Here is a 15,839-nt window from a genome sequence, read left to right on the forward strand (position 1 = left end):
TTTACCCGAAATTGTCAGGTGAGACGGGCGCCCTGTTGGTTGAAGCGGTAGGTTCGATCATGGGCGTAACCGAAATGGACGGATTCACCAGCGTTGACCTGATGCTGGCCGAACAGGCGCGCGGTTATCTGGTGGTCTTGCATCATCGCGATCACGTTTGTGTCTCCACCCAGATGCTCAACATGGGTCACGTTTGCGGTCAGGGGGCCTTCGTCGGATAAGTACAAGTCCTCTGGGCGGATGCCCAATGTTGTGTCCGCGCTGTCGCCGATTACGCTGGCGGGGAAGAAATTCATCGACGGAGCGCCAAGGAAACCCGCGACGAACTGGTTGGCGGGGTTATTATATAGCTCCATCGGGCTGCCAACCTGTTCAACGCGCCCGTCGCGCAGGACGACGATCTTGTCGGCGAGTGTCATCGCCTCGGTCTGGTCGTGGGTGACGTAGATCATCGATGCATCGAGCTGCTGATGCAGGTTGGCGATTTCCAGTCGCGTATTCATACGCAGGGCGGCGTCCAGATTGGATAAAGGTTCGTCAAACAGAAACAGTTTGGGTTCACGCACAATGGCACGCCCGATGGCGACACGTTGGCGCTGGCCGCCTGACAGTTCTGAGGGGTAACGGTCGATATAGGGCTCAAGGTTCAGCATCTTGCTGGCCTTGGCGACGCGTTCTTCGATGACCTGCTTACTCTGGCCTTCCTGTTTCAGTGCCAGCGACATGTTCTTGCGCACATTCAGGTGGGGATAGAGTGCATAGCTTTGGAACACCATCGCGATGCCGCGTTTCGAGGGCGGCGTAAGGTTCATCACCTCTCCGCCAATGCGCACTTCGCCCGAGGTCACGTCCTCCAGCCCCGCGATCACGCGTAGCAGGGTGGACTTGCCGCAGCCGGAGGGGCCGACGAAGACGACGAATTCTCCGTCTTCGACTTCGATGTTAATATCTTTCAGTACCTCGACAGTGCCGAAGGACTTGTTCACGTTTGTCAGCGTCAGGGCGGTCATGTGCGTGCCTCTTTCAGCGAAATGGGTTGGCCAGTGCGGATGCTTTCATCGGCAGCTAGACAGATGGCCAGCGATTGCACGGCGTCGTTCATATGGCGGGTCAGGTCGATGTCCTCGGCGATGGCGCGCAGCATATAGGCTTGTTCGGCATCGCAGAGCTGCTGATGGCCGGGCTCATCGGGCATGTCGATTGTCTGGTCGCCATCGGGGCGATGGACCAGAAGGCCGCCAACCTTGGTGTGTCCGTCGATATCGGCGGATGCGCCCTTGTTTCCATCGGTGATCGAGACCGAGCCGTTGGGCGACACGATGTCTTTCACGAAGAACGCGGTTTCGGACATCATCGGGCCCCAACCGGCCTCATACCAGCCGACCGAGCCATCCTCGAAGACCACCTGAAACTGGCCGTAGTTGTACATGTCTTCGGCGATCTCATCGCTTAGGCGCAGGCCCATGCCGTGGACTCGCACGGGGTCGGAGTCAGTGATCTGACACATCACGTCGACATAATGCACACCGCAATCGACGATGGGCGAGGTGGTCTGCATCAGAGCTTTGTGTGTTTCCCACTCAGCCCCGCTGCTTTGCTGGTTGAGGTTCAGGCGGAACACATACGGCCCGCCGAGGTCGCGCGCCTCGGAAATCAGGCGCATCCACGAAGGATGGTGTCGCAGGATGTAACCGATCACCAGTTTGCGGTTGGTCTCAATGGCCTTTTCGACAACGCGATTGGCATCTGCCACAGTGGTCGCTAGCGGCTTTTCAACGAAGACATGCGCCCCGGCCTCCATCGCCGCGCAGGCGAAATCGGCGTGGCTGTCGGAGTAGGTCGCCACAACCACCAGATCCGGGTTGGTTTCAGTCAGAGCTGCCTGAAAATCTGAATAAGCCGGATAGCCTGACAGGTCAGGATGGTCGACGCGACCGGATCGGTTCACCAACCCAACAATCTGCGCGTCCAGGTGGTTGTGGTGGGCCAAAGCGTGGCTCAGCCCCATATTGCCGAGGCCGGCGATCAGAACTTTGGTCATTTCACAGCTCCTGAAGTGATGCCGCGGATCAACTGACGTGAGAAGATGACATAGAGCACCAGCACCGGCAGGATCGCCATGCTGAGCGCCGACAGAACCGCGTTCCAGTCGGTGACGAACTGGCCAATGAAGACCTGGCTGCCCAGCGTCAGTGTTTTGGTTTCCTCGGCCGGGGCAAGGATCAGCGGGAACCAGAGGTCGTTCCAGATGGGGATCATGTTGAACACGGCCACGGTCGCCATGGCGGGGCGGACCAGCGGTAGGACCAATCGGAAGAATATGGTGTATTCGGACAGCCCATCGACGCGGCCTGCGTTCTTCAGATCGTCCGAGACTTGCCGCATGAATTCAGACAGGATGAACACCGCCAGCGGCAGACCTTGCGCGGTATAGACAAGGATCAGGGCCCAAAGGGTGTTCACCAAACCGGTTGCCACCATCATCTCAAGTATCGCCACGGTGCCGATGCGGATCGGGATCATAATCCCAAGCGCCAGATAGAGGCCCATCAGAGTGTTGCCCTTGAATTTGTATTCGCTCAGGGCAAAGGCGGCCATTGCGCCGAACAACAGAACGAAGGCTAGCGACACCACAGTCACGATCAGCGAGTTTTGGAAATAAAGGAAGAAATCCCCTTGTTTCATCACCGTCTGGTAACCGATCAGCGAGAAGCTTTCGGCATCGGGCAGGGCGAGTGGCTCGCGGAAAATCGAGCGTCGGGTTTTGAAGCTGTTGATGATGATCACGAAGACCGGGAAGAGGGCGATCAACGTGTAGAGGATCAGCGCCACATGCATGGCGGCCGTGTTCAGCGGGTTATGGCGTGCTTTGTTCATCCGGCTATCCTCACAGTTGGTACCGGCGCATCCGGGTCTGGATGCCGAAGAGGTAGATGCAGACACCCACGAGAATGATGGCGAACATGGCGCCAGCGATGGCGGAGCCCATATGCGGGTCGCCAAGTTGCAGCTGGAAGCCAAAGAAGGTGCGGTACATGAAGGTGCCGAGGATGTCGGTTGAGAAATCCGGGCCCGCCAGTGCACCTTGCGATACATAGATCAGATCGAACGCGTTGAAATTGCCGACGAATGTCAGGATCGAGATGATGCCAATCGAGGGAATGATCAGCGGCAGCTTGATCTTCCAGAACGCCGAAGCACCGGTGATGCCGTCTATTTCTCCGGCTTCAATGATCTCTTCGGGGATCGACAGCAGGGCGGCGTAGATCAACATCATCGGGATGCCGACGAATTGCCAGACCGAGACAAGTGCCAGTGTTGTCAGCGCGTATTCTTCCTTGCCCAGCCATGGTGCAAACAGCGACTTCAAACCAATGGCGTCCAGCATTGAAGGTGCGATGCCCCAAAGCGGGGACAATATCAGCTTCCACGCGAAACCGACGATCACAAAGCTCAGAATGGTCGGAATGAAGATCGCGGACCGATAGAGCGCGGCAAACCGCAAGCGTGGATGCGACAGAAGCGCGGCCAAAGCTATGCCGATGGGGTTCTGAACCAGCATGTGGATCAGGAAGAACCAGAAGTTGTTGCCCAAAGCGTTCCAGAACTGCTCGGACCAGATCGGATCGAAGAACAGGGTGCGGAAATTCTGCAAGCCCACGTAGATACGTGTCTGATCAACCTCGGTGAACAGTGCGAGGCGCAGTGTGTTGAACAAGGGGAAGATCATCACTGCCGTGTAGACCAGCACCGCAGGGGCGAGGAAAACGGCAATGTGCCAGCGTATGCGGCGGGTCTGCATGGGAATCTCCGGGGGAAAGGTCCGGACGCGACGCGGTGGCCGCGTCCGGTGTGAGTGGCCTAGGTGTTACTGATGCGGTGCGTACCAGCTGGCCAGACCGTCTTGCAGTTGCTGACCCAGTGCCTCGGGTGTCTCGGCACCCTTGATGGCTGCAACGGATGCACCCCAAGTCTCGTTTTCGAGGTTCGGTGTGCCGCGCGACAGGATTTGGTAGGTCGAGCGGATTGTGCTTTCGCACTCATCCCGCCAACCGACGATTTCTTTGGCCAGTGGATCTTCCAGCTCGACCGGAGTGCTGGACAGCGGGAAGAAACCAGGTAGGGCGTTACCGAAGATGCTGGCGAATTCCGGGCTTGCGACCCAAGCCAGGAAGGTGCGTGCAGCTTCTTGGTTTTCGCTCGCCGCGTTCATGCCTATGCCGATATCGGTGTGGTCCGAAATATAGCAGGTATCGCCCGCGTTCTGGACCGGTGGCTTAAAGGCGCCCATTTCGAAATCGGCCTGCGTGTTGAAGCCCGAGATTTCCCAGCTGCCTGCTGGATAGACCGCTGCACGACCCAGGGTGAACAGGTTCTGGCTGTCGGGATAGGTCTGTGCCTCATACCCGTCGCCGAGGTAGTCCGCCCACTTGGCCAGTGTCGCATACGGGGCGACCCACTGGGGGTCGGTCAGCTTCTGCTCGCCTTTGATCAGCGCCTGACGACCTTCTTCACCCTTCCAGTAGTTCGGGCCGATATTGTTATAGCCCATCGTTGCGGCTTCCCACTGGTCATTGGTGCCCATCGCCATCGGGATATAGGTACCGTCTTCCTTGATCTTATCGAGGGCGGCAAAGAACTCAGCTTCGGTAGTTGGAACTTCGATGCCCAACTCATTGAACGCATCTTTGTTGTAGATGAAGCCGTGAATCACTGACGCCATCGGGACGCAGAAACTGGCCGAACCGTCATCGGTTTGCCACGCAGATTTGGCCACGTCCGAGAAATTTCCCATGGCCTCAAGATCAGACAGATCGGTCAGGTGCCCCGACTCGTATAGCGCAAGCGAGGCATCAAACGGACGGCAGGTAATCAGATCGCCAGCCGAACCGGCCTCGAGCTTTGAGTTTAAGACAGCGTTGTATTCTGCCGGTGCAGAGGGCGAGAATATTACTTTGATGCCGGGATTCTCGGCCTCGAACGCCGGAATGATCTTTTCCTGCCACAATGCCAGATCGTCGTTTCGCCAACTTTCGATGGTCAAAGTGGCCTCTTGCGCATAGGCGCTTGTGACCAGCGCCGTGCTCATCAAGGCAAGGCTCAGAACTTTGCGTGTCATTTGATATCTCCCAGGTTGATGGTTTCTTGGTTTTGTTTCATCCGCTCCAGCGCAGGGCGGAGGTGATCGTCGGTGTTGCTTAGCATTGCTTGCGCCGCGTCCAGGGACCCTGCGCCTACAGCCAAAAGGGCCGCGCATTTGAGGTTGCCCTCTGCCGCAGTCAACGCCTTTGTAGCCTGAGCGGAGGAAACGCCGGTCAACTGACAGACGATCCCGTTGGCTCGGGCGCGTAGCTTGTCATTGTCAGCACGCAAATTGATCATCATGCCGTCCTGAATATGCCCCAGCTCCATCGCCATCAGCGTCGAAAGCATGTTCAGTGCGATTTTCTGCGCTGTACCAGCGCCCATGCGGGTAGAGCCCGAGATCAGTTCAGGTGGTGTCGAAAGCAGGATTGGATGGTCAGAAAGCTGCAACAGTTCGGTGCCCCCGTTATTGGCAATGCCGATAACCGTGGCGCCTCTGTCCCGCGCGATCCGCGCTGCTGCGGTTGTGTACGGTGTGGTTCCGCTGGCCGAGACGGTGATCAAGGTGTCTTTGGCAGAAAGATCGGCCAGTTCACGGGCAAGGCCGTCGGTGGCATCTTCGACATCTCCCGGCATCTCTACCCCTGAGGGCAATCCACCTGCCATGTGGATGCGAACCTGGCGGGCTGGTATCGAAAAAGTTCCCCCCAGTTCCAGCGCATCCGAGGCGGCCATCAAGCCGGAAGAGCCTGCCGCCAAATAGCGCAAAACCCCGCCCGATCGGATGGATTGCGCCATAGCTTTTGCGCCTGCGCAGAGGGTGGGCAGCGAGGAAAGCGGGGCAGCGGCAGCGTCGGCTTGCGAGCGGGCCAGCAGCTCGGCTACCTCAGTCAGCGGTCGGGCGTCAAGTCCGATCGCGTCTTGATGTAGCTGTTCGGTAACTGGCTTGGTCACGTGATTCTCCCCCGAATTTTGAATATCATACCTTTTAGATACCATTAGTCTACCATTTTATTTTTATACCCACTATTTTCAAGATTTAGACAATTATTACTGCATTATTGTGGAATTTGGTCTTCAAAATTAGAAATAGGTATTATAAAGGTATCTCCATGAGTCGCCCTTCTGATACCATTGTGCTGGCCGCTGATGGCGGTGGAACACGCTGCCGTCTTGCTGTTTCAGACGGCTCTGCGGTTCAGTGTGTCGAGGTTGGTGCGGCAAATGTATCAACCGATTTTGACGCAGCCTGCGCTGAGTTGATGCACGGAATTGCTGCTTTGGCCCGACGTGCCGGACTAGAGGCAACTCAAATCGCTCGTGCGCCAGCCTACTTGGGGCTGGCCGGTATCACGGGGCGCGCGCTGGCTGATCGGCTGGCAGAAAAGCTGCCATTTGACCATGTTCTGATTGAAGATGACAGGCCCGCCGCATTACGTGGTGCGTTGGGTTCGAAAGACGGTTTCGTAGCGCATTGCGGAACGGGTTCTTTTCTGGCGGTCCAGAATGGGGATCGCAGGTCATTTGCCGGGGGCTGGGGACCTGTTCTCGGGGATCAGGCCTCGGCGCAATGGGTTGGGCGGCGGGCTTTGGCCTTTACGCTTGACTGTGTGGACGCTCTGAAGCCTGCGTCTGAATTGGCGGACAGCCTGTTGTCGCGTTTTGATGGCGCTGCTGGGATTGTCAGGACCGCCTCCAAGATGTCGCCTACCGAGTTCGGAGCGCTGGCGCCTGTTGTCACGCAACACGCAAAGCAAGGGGATGCGCTTGCGCTGTCGATCATGGAGGATAGTGCGCAGTATTTGGCGGATCAGATGTTGGCGATGGGCTGGATGCCCGGCCTTTCGATCTGCCTGACCGGCGGCATCGGCCCGCAATATGCGGAATTTCTGCCTGCGCCAATGCAACAGGAATTGGCCGAACCGCTGGGCGATCCGTTGACCGGTGCCACCGCGTTGGCCCACGCCTTTCAAAAGGAGACCCGACATGAGCGTTGCTGACTTCTTGCGGCCCGAGGGTTGGCTGGGTCAGACTGCCGGTCCGCGTTACGTGCAGTTGCGGCAGCGGCTGGAGCAGGGGATCGAAGAGGGTATTCTGGCCCCGAACAGTTCACTCCCGCCCGAGCGCGAGATTGCCGAACTGACAGACCTGTCGCGGGTGACGGTCCGCAAGGCGATTCAGGAACTTGTGCGCAAAGGCGCGATTGAACAGCGGCAAGGCTCGGGATCATTCGTGCGTCAAGCGGTTGCGCGGGTTGAGCAGTCGCTGTCGCATTTGACCTCGTTTACCGAAGACATGGAGAGGCGCGGTTTTGAAACGAATTCAACCTGGTTGGAGCGCGGAATATTCCTGCCGTCACCTGATGAGATGCTGGCGCTGGGCCTATCGGCGAGTGATCAGGTCGCCCGCATTCATCGTCTGCGCGCGGCTGGCGGGCGACCGATGGCGCTGGAACGCGCGGCGTTGCCGCTGGATATATTGCCCAACCCGACTGAGGTTACCGGATCTCTCTATGCCTTTCTCGAACACTCAGGCAATCGTCCGGTGCGCGCCATCCAGAAAATCTCGGCCATCAATCTCGAAGCAACCGAGGCTGGATTGCTTGATGTTGCAGAAGGTACGGCGGGGCTGCGCATTCAGCGGACCTCGTATCTAGAAAGCGGGCGCGTTGCTGAACTGACCCGATCCATCTATCACGGCGATGCTTACGATTTCGTGGCAGAGCTGCGTCTGTCAACCTGAAAGGCGGGGCTCATGTCCAGCGATACAACTCAAATGCGGCAGGAAATCAATGAGATACCTTTTGCCGTTGATCGGCTTCTCACTGATGGTGCCACGGCGATTACAAAGACGGCCAGCGCGATCCGCGCGCACGATCCCGGCTTCCTGATTTCGGTTGCGCGAGGTTCGTCGGACCATGCCTGCAGCTATCTGAAATACGCTTCGGAACTGCTGCTGGGCCTGCCCATGGCCTCGGTTGGGCCGAGCGTGAAATCGATCTACGGGGTCGATATGCGATGCCCGGGTGCGCTGTGTATTTCGGTATCTCAATCGGGTCAAAGCCCCGACATCGTACAGCTGACGAAGTCCCTGACAGAAGGCGGCGCATGTTCGGTGGCGATCACGAACGATACCACGTCTGCACTGGCCCAGAACGCCACCTCGGCTCTGCCCATCCTTGCAGGCCCCGAGCTTAGCGTGGCTGCCACCAAGACTTTCGTCACCTCTCTGGTCGCCGGGCTTTGGCTGTTGGCCGAGGTAAAGGGTGATGACACTTTGCTGGCTGCAATTCACAAATTGCCGGAAGATTTATCGCGGGCGATCACCTGCGATTGGAGCGCGGTGGTCGAGGCAGTCGATGGACAATCCCTGTTCACGTTGGGACGTGGGATGTCCTGGGCAATTTCGAATGAGGCGGCGCTGAAATTCAAGGAAACCTGCCAGATTCATGCGGAAAGCTATTCCTCGGCCGAAGTTCTGCATGGCCCGGTTTCGATCGTGGATCAGGGCTTTCCGGTGATTGCGTTCTCGTCCGGAGACGCGGCTGAGGCCAACATCGCCGAAGTCGCCGATGCGCTCGCAGCTAAGGGCGCAAAAGTCTTCGCAACGACCAATCAGGTGTCTGATGCCGTGAGGCTACCACATGTCCGCACCACGCACTGGATGACAGATCCGGTAGCCTCAATCGCTTCGTTCTACGGTATGGTCGAAACTGTGGCCACGCGCCGGGGCATCAATCCCGATGCGCCGCGTCACCTGCGGAAAGTGACGGAGACGGTATGACCGATGCGACGATCACCTTCGCGGGTGGGCCTATCTTTGATGGTAAAACCCTGAAGGACGGCCACGCCGCCCGTTTCGTCGGCGGGCTGCTCGACAGTATTTTGCCCGAAGCCGAGTTGCCTTCGGATGAGATGGTTCAGGATCTGTCGGGCGATATTTTAAGCCCCGGCTATGTAGATTTGCAGGTGAATGGCGGCGGAGGCGTCATGTTCAACGACGATCCATCGGTCGAGACAGTACAGCGTATTGCGGCGGCTCATCGCAAGCTTGGCGCGACGTCGATCCTTCCGACGCTGATCACGGACACGCCCGAAAAGACAACGGCTGCCATTTCTGCTGCTTCTCAGGCCATTCAGCGCGGAGTTCAGGGGATTGTCGGCTTGCATCTTGAGGGGCCGCATCTCTCGGTGCGACGCAAGGGCGCGCATGACGGCGGGCTGATCCGCCGGATGCAGGACGCTGATCTTGCACAGCTGATAGAAGCGGCAGGGGCGTTGCCTGCATTGATGGTTACGCTTGCGCCTGAAAGTGTCACGATTGCTCAGGTCGAAACGCTCAGCAAGGCGGGGGTCATCGTGTCGTTGGGGCACAGTGATGCCGAGTTTCAAACCTGCGTGGCTTACGCACAGGCGGGCGCGCACTGCGCCACCCATTTGTTTAACGCGATGAGTCAGTTGGGCAACCGCGAACCGGGGCTGGTTGGCGCAGTCTTGTCCAGCGGTGCGATGTCTGCCGGGTTGATAGCGGATGCAATCCATGTTCACCCGCAGACGATGCGCGCCGCCTTTGCAGCTAAACAGGGGCCGGGGCATCTGTTTCTGGTGAGCGACGCGATGGCCGTTGCTGGAACGGATCTGCGGGAATTCAAGCTGGAAGGGCGTGTCATCCAACGTGAAAACAGCAGGCTGACCTTACCGGATGGAACCCTGGCCGGGGCCGATCTGAACCTGACCACCGCGCTGCGCGTGTTGACAACGGATGTCGGCGTTTCACTGACGGACGCCTTGGCAGCGGCCACACGCATTCCGGCGGATATCATTTCCCAGCGCTCAATCGCGCGCCTGAACTTGATCTCGCAGGCCATTCGCATTTCTCCGGACTTGTCGCAGGCCCGTCCGGCGGTTGCTTAACCTCGCACTGCAAGAAATTGCGAAACACCGCGTTTTTCGCATCTCGCCTCAACTGTAGCGGTTGTGTAAGACCTTAGGCGAACGTGGTTTGGGAATGTCTGTATGTATCAGATAATTGGAATAGTTGGCAGGGCATTGACCACCCGGATCGCGCAATGATCCAAACGCGTGGCGTTTTCATTGGTCAGCGTACGGATTGTTTGGGCGCGCGCCTGCTGATGATCCTGACCTGTATCCGTCTGGCCGAAGACTTTGGGACAGACTACCGGGTGAACTGGTTCTCGCAAGGCGCCGATGCGCCGGAGTTGGATCATCCTGAGGAGTTATTCACCAAAGACTGGATGGATGCGCATTTCCTTGATCAGGCAGAGTTCGACGCGATAAGCGCGACCGCTCTGCCAATTTGGGCCTTCCAACACGATCCATCGCCCGAGCGGCTGATCGACCATTTGGCTTCTGGCCGTTCGGTTCTGGTCGAAGAAGCGAGCGAGATATTTGGCTTCCCGTGGGAAGATATCGAAACCATCCGTCCCCGCTATCGCGATTTCATACATAGCGTTGGATTTGTGGATGAGGTTCGTCAGATCATGGATCGCGCGGATCAGAAGCTCTCGGGGCAGGGGGTTTCGGCTTACCACATTCGGCGCGGAGAAATCCTGAACGGATTACCATGGAAGCATTCGATCTGGCCCGCCAAGATCGAACCTGACGAGTTTTACGAGGCCCATCTGGAGAAATCCAAGGGCCAGACGGCGATCATGTTTTCGGATCAGCCAGAGGTGATAGACCGTTTCAAGCAACGGTTTCCGGAGCTCATGCAGATGTCGGATATCGCTGATCTGTCGGCTCTGACCCGGGCGCAGCGGGACTTTCTGGAGCTTTTTGCGATGTCACGGGCGGATCAGGTGATCGCGCCACACATATCTGGCTTTTCAATGGCTGCAGCCCGGATTTCGGGGCAGCAGCGTAAAGTGTTCCGCGATGTATTGTCCAAGGATGAGATGCAGGCGGCCAATGCGCGGTTCATCGAACGGGTTGCGAAGGGGCCATCGGCCTTTCTGAATCCCTCAGAGGCGGCGCATATCTATTCAAAGGCGGTGCAACATCTGTCAGCGCAGGATCGCTGCGAAGAGGCGTATGATAATGCGAAACCTATTCTGGACGCCGGGGCCGACAACGCCTTTATGCCACTTCTGCAATCCCTGAACTGTTTTTACCTGTCGAAGTGGCAGGAAAGCGAGGCACATGCCAAAGAGGGATTGCAGAACCCGCATCTCTGGCCCGAAGACTATACTGTTTTGTGCGCGTTGCGCGGCGCTGTTCTTGGCATGCAGGGCAAGCGCGGCGCGGCGACGCTGCACTTTGCTAAAGCGTTCTGGTCCAAACCCTTACGGCCGGATGTTGTGGTGCTGGGGTCCAGAATGCTCTACCGCGCCCAACTTGCGCTTAGGCTAATGCCGCCTGTGGATTGGTCGTTGCAGAAGGTCGTTCGGCAACGCCGATTTCCACCGTTCAATAACCTGTATCTGGTTCAGCGCAATGTTGTTGTCAGGCGTCCTTGCAACTTCGATTTCATACTCTTGGATTGGGCCGAGTTGGCGCTGGATCAACGCGCAAGTCGTATCTTTGATCACCAACAAAGATTGGAAGCGCTTTCTACCTCACTCTATGAGGTTCACGACGTACCAGCAGACGACCCGCGATTGTTGGGCGCGAGGGTGATACTACAGAGGCATCTAGGGGAAATATCCGGAGCTCAGGCGATCGATAAAACCCGCCAGATCGTAGCTGGTGTGCCGGAAAGTGCCTTGTACCAAAAGCGGCTGGCCGAACTTTACGAAGCAGAAGGCGATACCGAAGCTGCGCATCGAACGATGGCTGAGGCGCTGGCTTGTGACCCGGAAAGCCCGTTTCTCATGTTCGCCATGGGTCACTTGCTTGAGCGGACGGGCAAGATCGGGCAGGGCGAGAAGCTTATTCTGAAAGCTGCCGATCTTGATGACGTGACCATCGTTATTCAGGGCATGGCGGGCCAGATACACATGCGGCGCGGGAACAAGAACAAGGCACGTCCCTATCTTGAGAAAGCGCGCGATCTCTATCCGCCTCACAAGCGCTTTACCAATCAGCTGAACCGGCTTTCGGGTCAGGCCTGACGCTAATCCAGCGCGACCTCTTGCCGTAGTTTTCCGGTTGTCTTGTCGAAGATCAGAATCCGATTGTCCTCGGTCACGACCGCATACCAGTTGTTGCCGATGGTCAACGCTTGCGCTTTTGCGCCGTCCGGAAGTTCGATCTGGTCGGGCAGCTTCGGAGTGCGGTCCGATAGGCGGATGACAATCAGGGCGAATGTCACTAGAACCCCGCCAATCATTACCGCGGTCAACAGCATGACCATACGCCGCAGCAGTCGAAGCTGCGGTGTTTCCTGCGGTTCCTGAGGTTCGGAAGGGACAGTCATGGGCACCCGCCTGATAGAGTTTCATATCGCGGCCGCTCCGCCGCCCCGCCTTGATAAGGCGCTTGCGCGGGATGTGCCAGCGGAAGAGAACCTGTCGCGCACCCGGCTGGCCCGACTGATCAATGAGGGTGCCGTCACCGTTGATGGCGTCGCCGTTGAAGACCCCAAAGCTAAGATAACCGAAGGCGCGCAGATTGGGATCACCGTGGCCGAGGCCGAAGATAGTCATATCGGCGCTGAGGATATCCCACTTGAAGTCGTCTATGAGGATGACGATCTGATCGTGATCAACAAACCAGCAGGGATGGTCGTGCATCCGGCGCCGGGCTCGCCGAACGGTACGCTAGTCAATGCGCTGCTGCATCATTGCGGGGATGATCTCTCGGGTGTTGGGGGCGTCAAGCGCCCGGGCATCGTGCACCGGATCGACAAGGAAACCAGCGGGTTGCTGGTTGTGGCGAAATCGGATGCGGCGCATCACGGGCTGGCTGCCCAGTTCGAGGCGCATAGCGTCGAGCGCTATTATCGCGCGATCTGCTATGGTGTGCCGGATGCCAATGACCCTCGGTTGCGTGGGATCAAGGGTGTCAGTTTTGAGCCCGGCAACATCATGCGCCTAACAACTCAACTGGCGCGGCACAAGACGGATCGGCAAAAGCAGGCCGTGCTGTTTCACGGAGGCCGCCACGCAGTGACACGGGCGCGGATTGTCGAAGTTATTGGAACGCCCGGCGGTCTGTCCTTGATCGAATGCTGGCTTGAGACGGGCCGAACGCATCAAATCCGTGTCCATATGGCCCATGCCGGCCACGGGCTTGTCGGAGACCCGGTTTACGGCGGAAAGCGCAAACTGGCCGCGCGGGCATTCACGCCCGAAACCGCCGAGGCGGTGCAGGCTTTCCCCCGCCAAGCTCTGCACGCAGCAGTGTTAGGCTTCGAACACCCGGTTTCGGGCCAGGCATTACGTTTTGAAGCCCCGCTGCCGCAGGATATGGCGGACCTGCTGGAAAATCTCAGAAAACCACTGAAATAAACTGCAAAGGCTTGTGAAAAAGGCCTTTTCAGCTTTCCTTTACATAGGGTTAATCTCAGACTGTTAACAGATCCTCTTGAATGTATCGGGTCTGGTACCCATATCCCATGTTAAGGGCTTAAACATTTGTCCAAGGGGCAGAAATAAATGGCAAATTACTCAAATCTTCCAGCGCCGACACCCGAGGGTGGGCTGAACCGCTATATGCAGGAGATTCGCAAGTTTCCTCTGCTGGAGCCGGAGGAAGAATATATGCTGGCCAAGCGCTGGGTCGAGGAACAGGATACCGAGGCCGCGCATAAAATGGTCACGTCTCATCTGCGCTTGGCGGCCAAGATCGCCATGGGATATCGCGGCTATGGCTTGCCGCAGGCCGAGGTGATTTCCGAAGCCAATGTGGGCCTGATGCAGGCGGTCAAGAAATTTGACCCCGAAAAAGGCTTCCGGTTGGCGACCTATGCCATGTGGTGGATCCGCGCTTCGATCCAGGAATACGTCCTTCGGTCGTGGTCGATGGTGAAACTGGGTACAACATCGGCGCAGAAAAAGCTGTTCTTCAACCTGCGTAAAGCAAAGGCACGCATTGGCGCGCTGGAAGAAGGTGATCTGCGTCCTGAAAACGTGGCCAAGATTGCAGAAGACCTCGGAGTGACCGAGGAAGAAGTGATCAGCATGAACCGTCGGATGTCCGGTGGCGATGCTTCGCTGAACGCGACCGTGGGGTCCGAAGGCGAAGGCACCATGCAGTGGCAGGATTGGCTGGAAGATGAAGATGCCGATCAGGCTGGCGACTACGAAGCGCGCGATGAATTGGAAGCCCGGCGCGAATTGCTCGCCGCTGCGCTGGATGTTCTGAATGATCGCGAGAAAGACATCCTGACTCAGCGCCGTCTGATGGACCAGGCTGTTACGCTGGAAGAGCTGAGCACGCAGTACAATGTCAGCCGTGAACGTATTCGTCAGATCGAAGTGCGCGCGTTCGAGAAGCTGCAAAAGAAGATGCGAGAGCTTGCGCGCGAAAAAGGTATGCTGGGTTCAAACTAACTCCAGACTGATATCAGCCCGCCATATGAGCGGGCTGATTGTTTTTGTTATGCGAGAATGAAATCGGACTCGGACAGGTGGCTTGCCCAGACGCCTGACAGATAGATGCTGTCTCCGTCGTCCAACTCGATCTTGGTCCCGAAGAACTTACCGTCGATATCGTCTTCGATGTCCTCAAAGCTGTTGATGCCATCGTATTCGGACAGGTCGATCTTGTCCTTGCCGACGCGGAAATCGACAATCCAGTCGTGACCGTCGCCTTCATCGAATACAAACGTATCCTTACCGCGCCCACCAAAGAGTTTGTCATTGCCTTCGCCGCCGTCGATGATGTCTTTCCCACGACCTCCGAAGATTTTGTCATGGCCTTCATCGCCACGCAGAATATCCTTTCCGCGCCCCCCGAAGATTATGTCGTTCCCGGCACCGCCAAGCGCCACATCATTGCCCGAGCCGGTGTTGATCACGTCATTGCCACCATCACCGTGAACAAAGTCTTTGCCGCGTCCGGTAAAGATGAATTCATCGCTGCTGTCACCCAGGATAAAGTCCGTGTTCTTTTTGCCCAGAATGCCCGACACCGAGACGGGTAGAAGTACGCCGTCAAGTACGTGAATGATACCGTTTGACGCATCCACGTCGAACGCGATCAAGCCGGGATCGTCGATGCCCGGATCGGCATCGCCCAGGCTGGGAGGATCGCTTTCAAGGTTCAGTTCGACTGACGACCCAAGCAGAGTTTGGATTTCAGCCCCGTCGCCTAGACCGACCACTGTGGTGCTGTCGAACTCACCATCGACCACGTGATACTTCAAAATGTTGGTTAGCATAGGGATAGGGTCTCCGCCGCCAAGCAGGGTGAGCGCCTTGATGATGTGGCCCAATGCTCCAGCCTCGTCATCCCCTTTATATCCAAGTGTTTGTGCCAGAGTAATAAAGGCGGCGTCATTTGGGGCAAAGACGGTCAGTTCTGCCTCAGGATTGTCCAGCGTTTCCGCCAGCCCGGCTGCAATCACCGCTTCGCGGAGAATGTCGAAATCCTGATTGTCGCTGTCAAACGTTCCGGGATCACCGCTTTTTAGCACTGTTCCTGTAATCGTATGTGTTGCTGGCATTTCATTAAGCCTCCCACCCTGTTAGCCGTTGCTCCGGATGTTGCCAGAGCACCATCCGAGCATGATTCAGTCGATGTTTGAGCTACGGCGGCAGTATCAGACTGGATCAACAAAACTGATTTGCGAGGGCAGGTTTGACGCAAATCGATTTTAGATTATCGATATAAAGTATAAGGTTATCGGGTTTT

15 protein-coding genes are annotated in these 15,839 nt (G+C 57.3%); 7 read left to right on the forward strand and 8 right to left on the reverse strand.

Going from position 1 to position 15,839, the window contains the following annotated elements:
• Positions 1-14: 14 nt before the first annotated feature.
• From ACR0AW_RS00640 to ACR0AW_RS00665, 6 genes are all read right to left on the reverse strand, one after another.
• Entirely contained in the window at positions 15-1,010 is a 996-nt protein-coding gene (locus tag ACR0AW_RS00640) for an ABC transporter ATP-binding protein (RefSeq protein ID WP_170405045.1), read from the reverse strand.
• Positions 1,007-2,041, reverse strand: a complete 1,035-nt coding sequence (locus tag ACR0AW_RS00645) for a Gfo/Idh/MocA family protein (RefSeq protein ID WP_170510539.1) — start codon at positions 2,039-2,041, stop codon at positions 1,007-1,009. The genes ACR0AW_RS00640 and ACR0AW_RS00645 overlap by 4 nt, the downstream gene beginning before the upstream one ends.
• Positions 2,038-2,877 (reverse strand): carbohydrate ABC transporter permease, encoded by an 840-nt coding sequence (locus ACR0AW_RS00650; RefSeq protein ID WP_170731891.1) that lies wholly within the window; start codon positions 2,875-2,877, stop codon positions 2,038-2,040. The genes ACR0AW_RS00645 and ACR0AW_RS00650 overlap by 4 nt, the downstream gene beginning before the upstream one ends.
• A 10-nt stretch (positions 2,878-2,887) precedes the next feature.
• Entirely contained in the window at positions 2,888-3,802 is a 915-nt protein-coding gene (locus tag ACR0AW_RS00655) for a carbohydrate ABC transporter permease (RefSeq protein ID WP_170731892.1), read from the reverse strand.
• A gap of 66 nt (positions 3,803-3,868) precedes the next feature.
• Positions 3,869-5,119 carry an ABC transporter substrate-binding protein gene (locus ACR0AW_RS00660; protein ID WP_170393441.1) on the reverse strand — a complete coding sequence of 417 codons (1,251 nt, stop codon included), beginning with the start codon at positions 5,117-5,119 and terminating at the stop codon, positions 3,869-3,871.
• On the reverse strand, positions 5,116-6,039 hold the full coding sequence (locus tag ACR0AW_RS00665; protein ID WP_170731893.1) for an N-acetylmuramic acid 6-phosphate etherase: 924 nt from the start codon (positions 6,037-6,039) through the stop codon (positions 5,116-5,118). The genes ACR0AW_RS00660 and ACR0AW_RS00665 overlap by 4 nt, the downstream gene beginning before the upstream one ends.
• 158 nt (positions 6,040-6,197) lie before the next feature.
• On the opposite strand from ACR0AW_RS00665, the gene ACR0AW_RS00670 reads away from it, so the two are divergent.
• The 5 genes from ACR0AW_RS00670 to ACR0AW_RS00690 all read left to right on the forward strand — a co-directional run bounded on the left by ACR0AW_RS00670 (position 6,198) and on the right by ACR0AW_RS00690 (position 12,154).
• Entirely contained in the window at positions 6,198-7,085 is an 888-nt protein-coding gene (locus tag ACR0AW_RS00670; protein WP_170731894.1) for a BadF/BadG/BcrA/BcrD ATPase family protein, read from the forward strand.
• Positions 7,072-7,827 carry a GntR family transcriptional regulator gene (locus ACR0AW_RS00675; protein WP_170731895.1) on the forward strand — a complete coding sequence of 252 codons (756 nt, stop codon included), beginning with the start codon at positions 7,072-7,074 and terminating at the stop codon, positions 7,825-7,827. Before ACR0AW_RS00670 ends, ACR0AW_RS00675 begins: the two co-directional genes overlap by 14 nt.
• Before the next feature lie 12 nt (positions 7,828-7,839).
• On the forward strand, positions 7,840-8,868 hold the full coding sequence (locus tag ACR0AW_RS00680; protein WP_170510526.1) for an SIS domain-containing protein: 1,029 nt from the start codon (positions 7,840-7,842) through the stop codon (positions 8,866-8,868).
• On the forward strand, positions 8,865-9,998 hold the full coding sequence (gene nagA, locus ACR0AW_RS00685) for an N-acetylglucosamine-6-phosphate deacetylase (RefSeq protein WP_170510523.1): 1,134 nt from the start codon (positions 8,865-8,867) through the stop codon (positions 9,996-9,998). Before ACR0AW_RS00680 ends, nagA begins: the two co-directional genes overlap by 4 nt.
• Before the next feature lie 155 nt (positions 9,999-10,153).
• Entirely contained in the window at positions 10,154-12,154 is a 2,001-nt protein-coding gene (locus tag ACR0AW_RS00690; protein ID WP_170731896.1) for a hypothetical protein, read from the forward strand.
• A 2-nt stretch (positions 12,155-12,156) separates the two neighbouring features.
• Here ACR0AW_RS00690 and ACR0AW_RS00695 read toward each other — a convergent pair whose 3' ends face one another.
• Positions 12,157-12,459 carry a DUF6476 family protein gene (locus tag ACR0AW_RS00695; protein WP_170563212.1) on the reverse strand — a complete coding sequence of 101 codons (303 nt, stop codon included), beginning with the start codon at positions 12,457-12,459 and terminating at the stop codon, positions 12,157-12,159.
• On the opposite strand from ACR0AW_RS00695, the gene ACR0AW_RS00700 reads away from it, so the two are divergent.
• Together ACR0AW_RS00700 and rpoH are read left to right on the forward strand one after the other, a co-directional pair.
• Positions 12,458-13,492 (forward strand): RluA family pseudouridine synthase, encoded by a 1,035-nt coding sequence (locus ACR0AW_RS00700; RefSeq protein WP_170731897.1) that lies wholly within the window; start codon positions 12,458-12,460, stop codon positions 13,490-13,492. The two genes, ACR0AW_RS00695 and ACR0AW_RS00700, sit on opposite strands and share 2 nt — an antisense overlap.
• Before the next feature lie 147 nt (positions 13,493-13,639).
• The gene (rpoH, locus tag ACR0AW_RS00705; RefSeq protein WP_170393423.1) at positions 13,640-14,536 is read left to right on the forward strand and encodes an RNA polymerase sigma factor RpoH; all 897 of its coding nucleotides are present in this window, start codon (positions 13,640-13,642) and stop codon (positions 14,534-14,536) included.
• 47 nt (positions 14,537-14,583) lie between these two features.
• Here rpoH and ACR0AW_RS00710 read toward each other — a convergent pair whose 3' ends face one another.
• On the reverse strand, positions 14,584-15,651 hold the full coding sequence (locus ACR0AW_RS00710) for a fasciclin domain-containing protein (protein WP_170731898.1): 1,068 nt from the start codon (positions 15,649-15,651) through the stop codon (positions 14,584-14,586).
• Positions 15,652-15,839 lie beyond the last annotated feature (188 nt).

This window comes from Ruegeria sp. C5 (assembly GCF_056537605.1).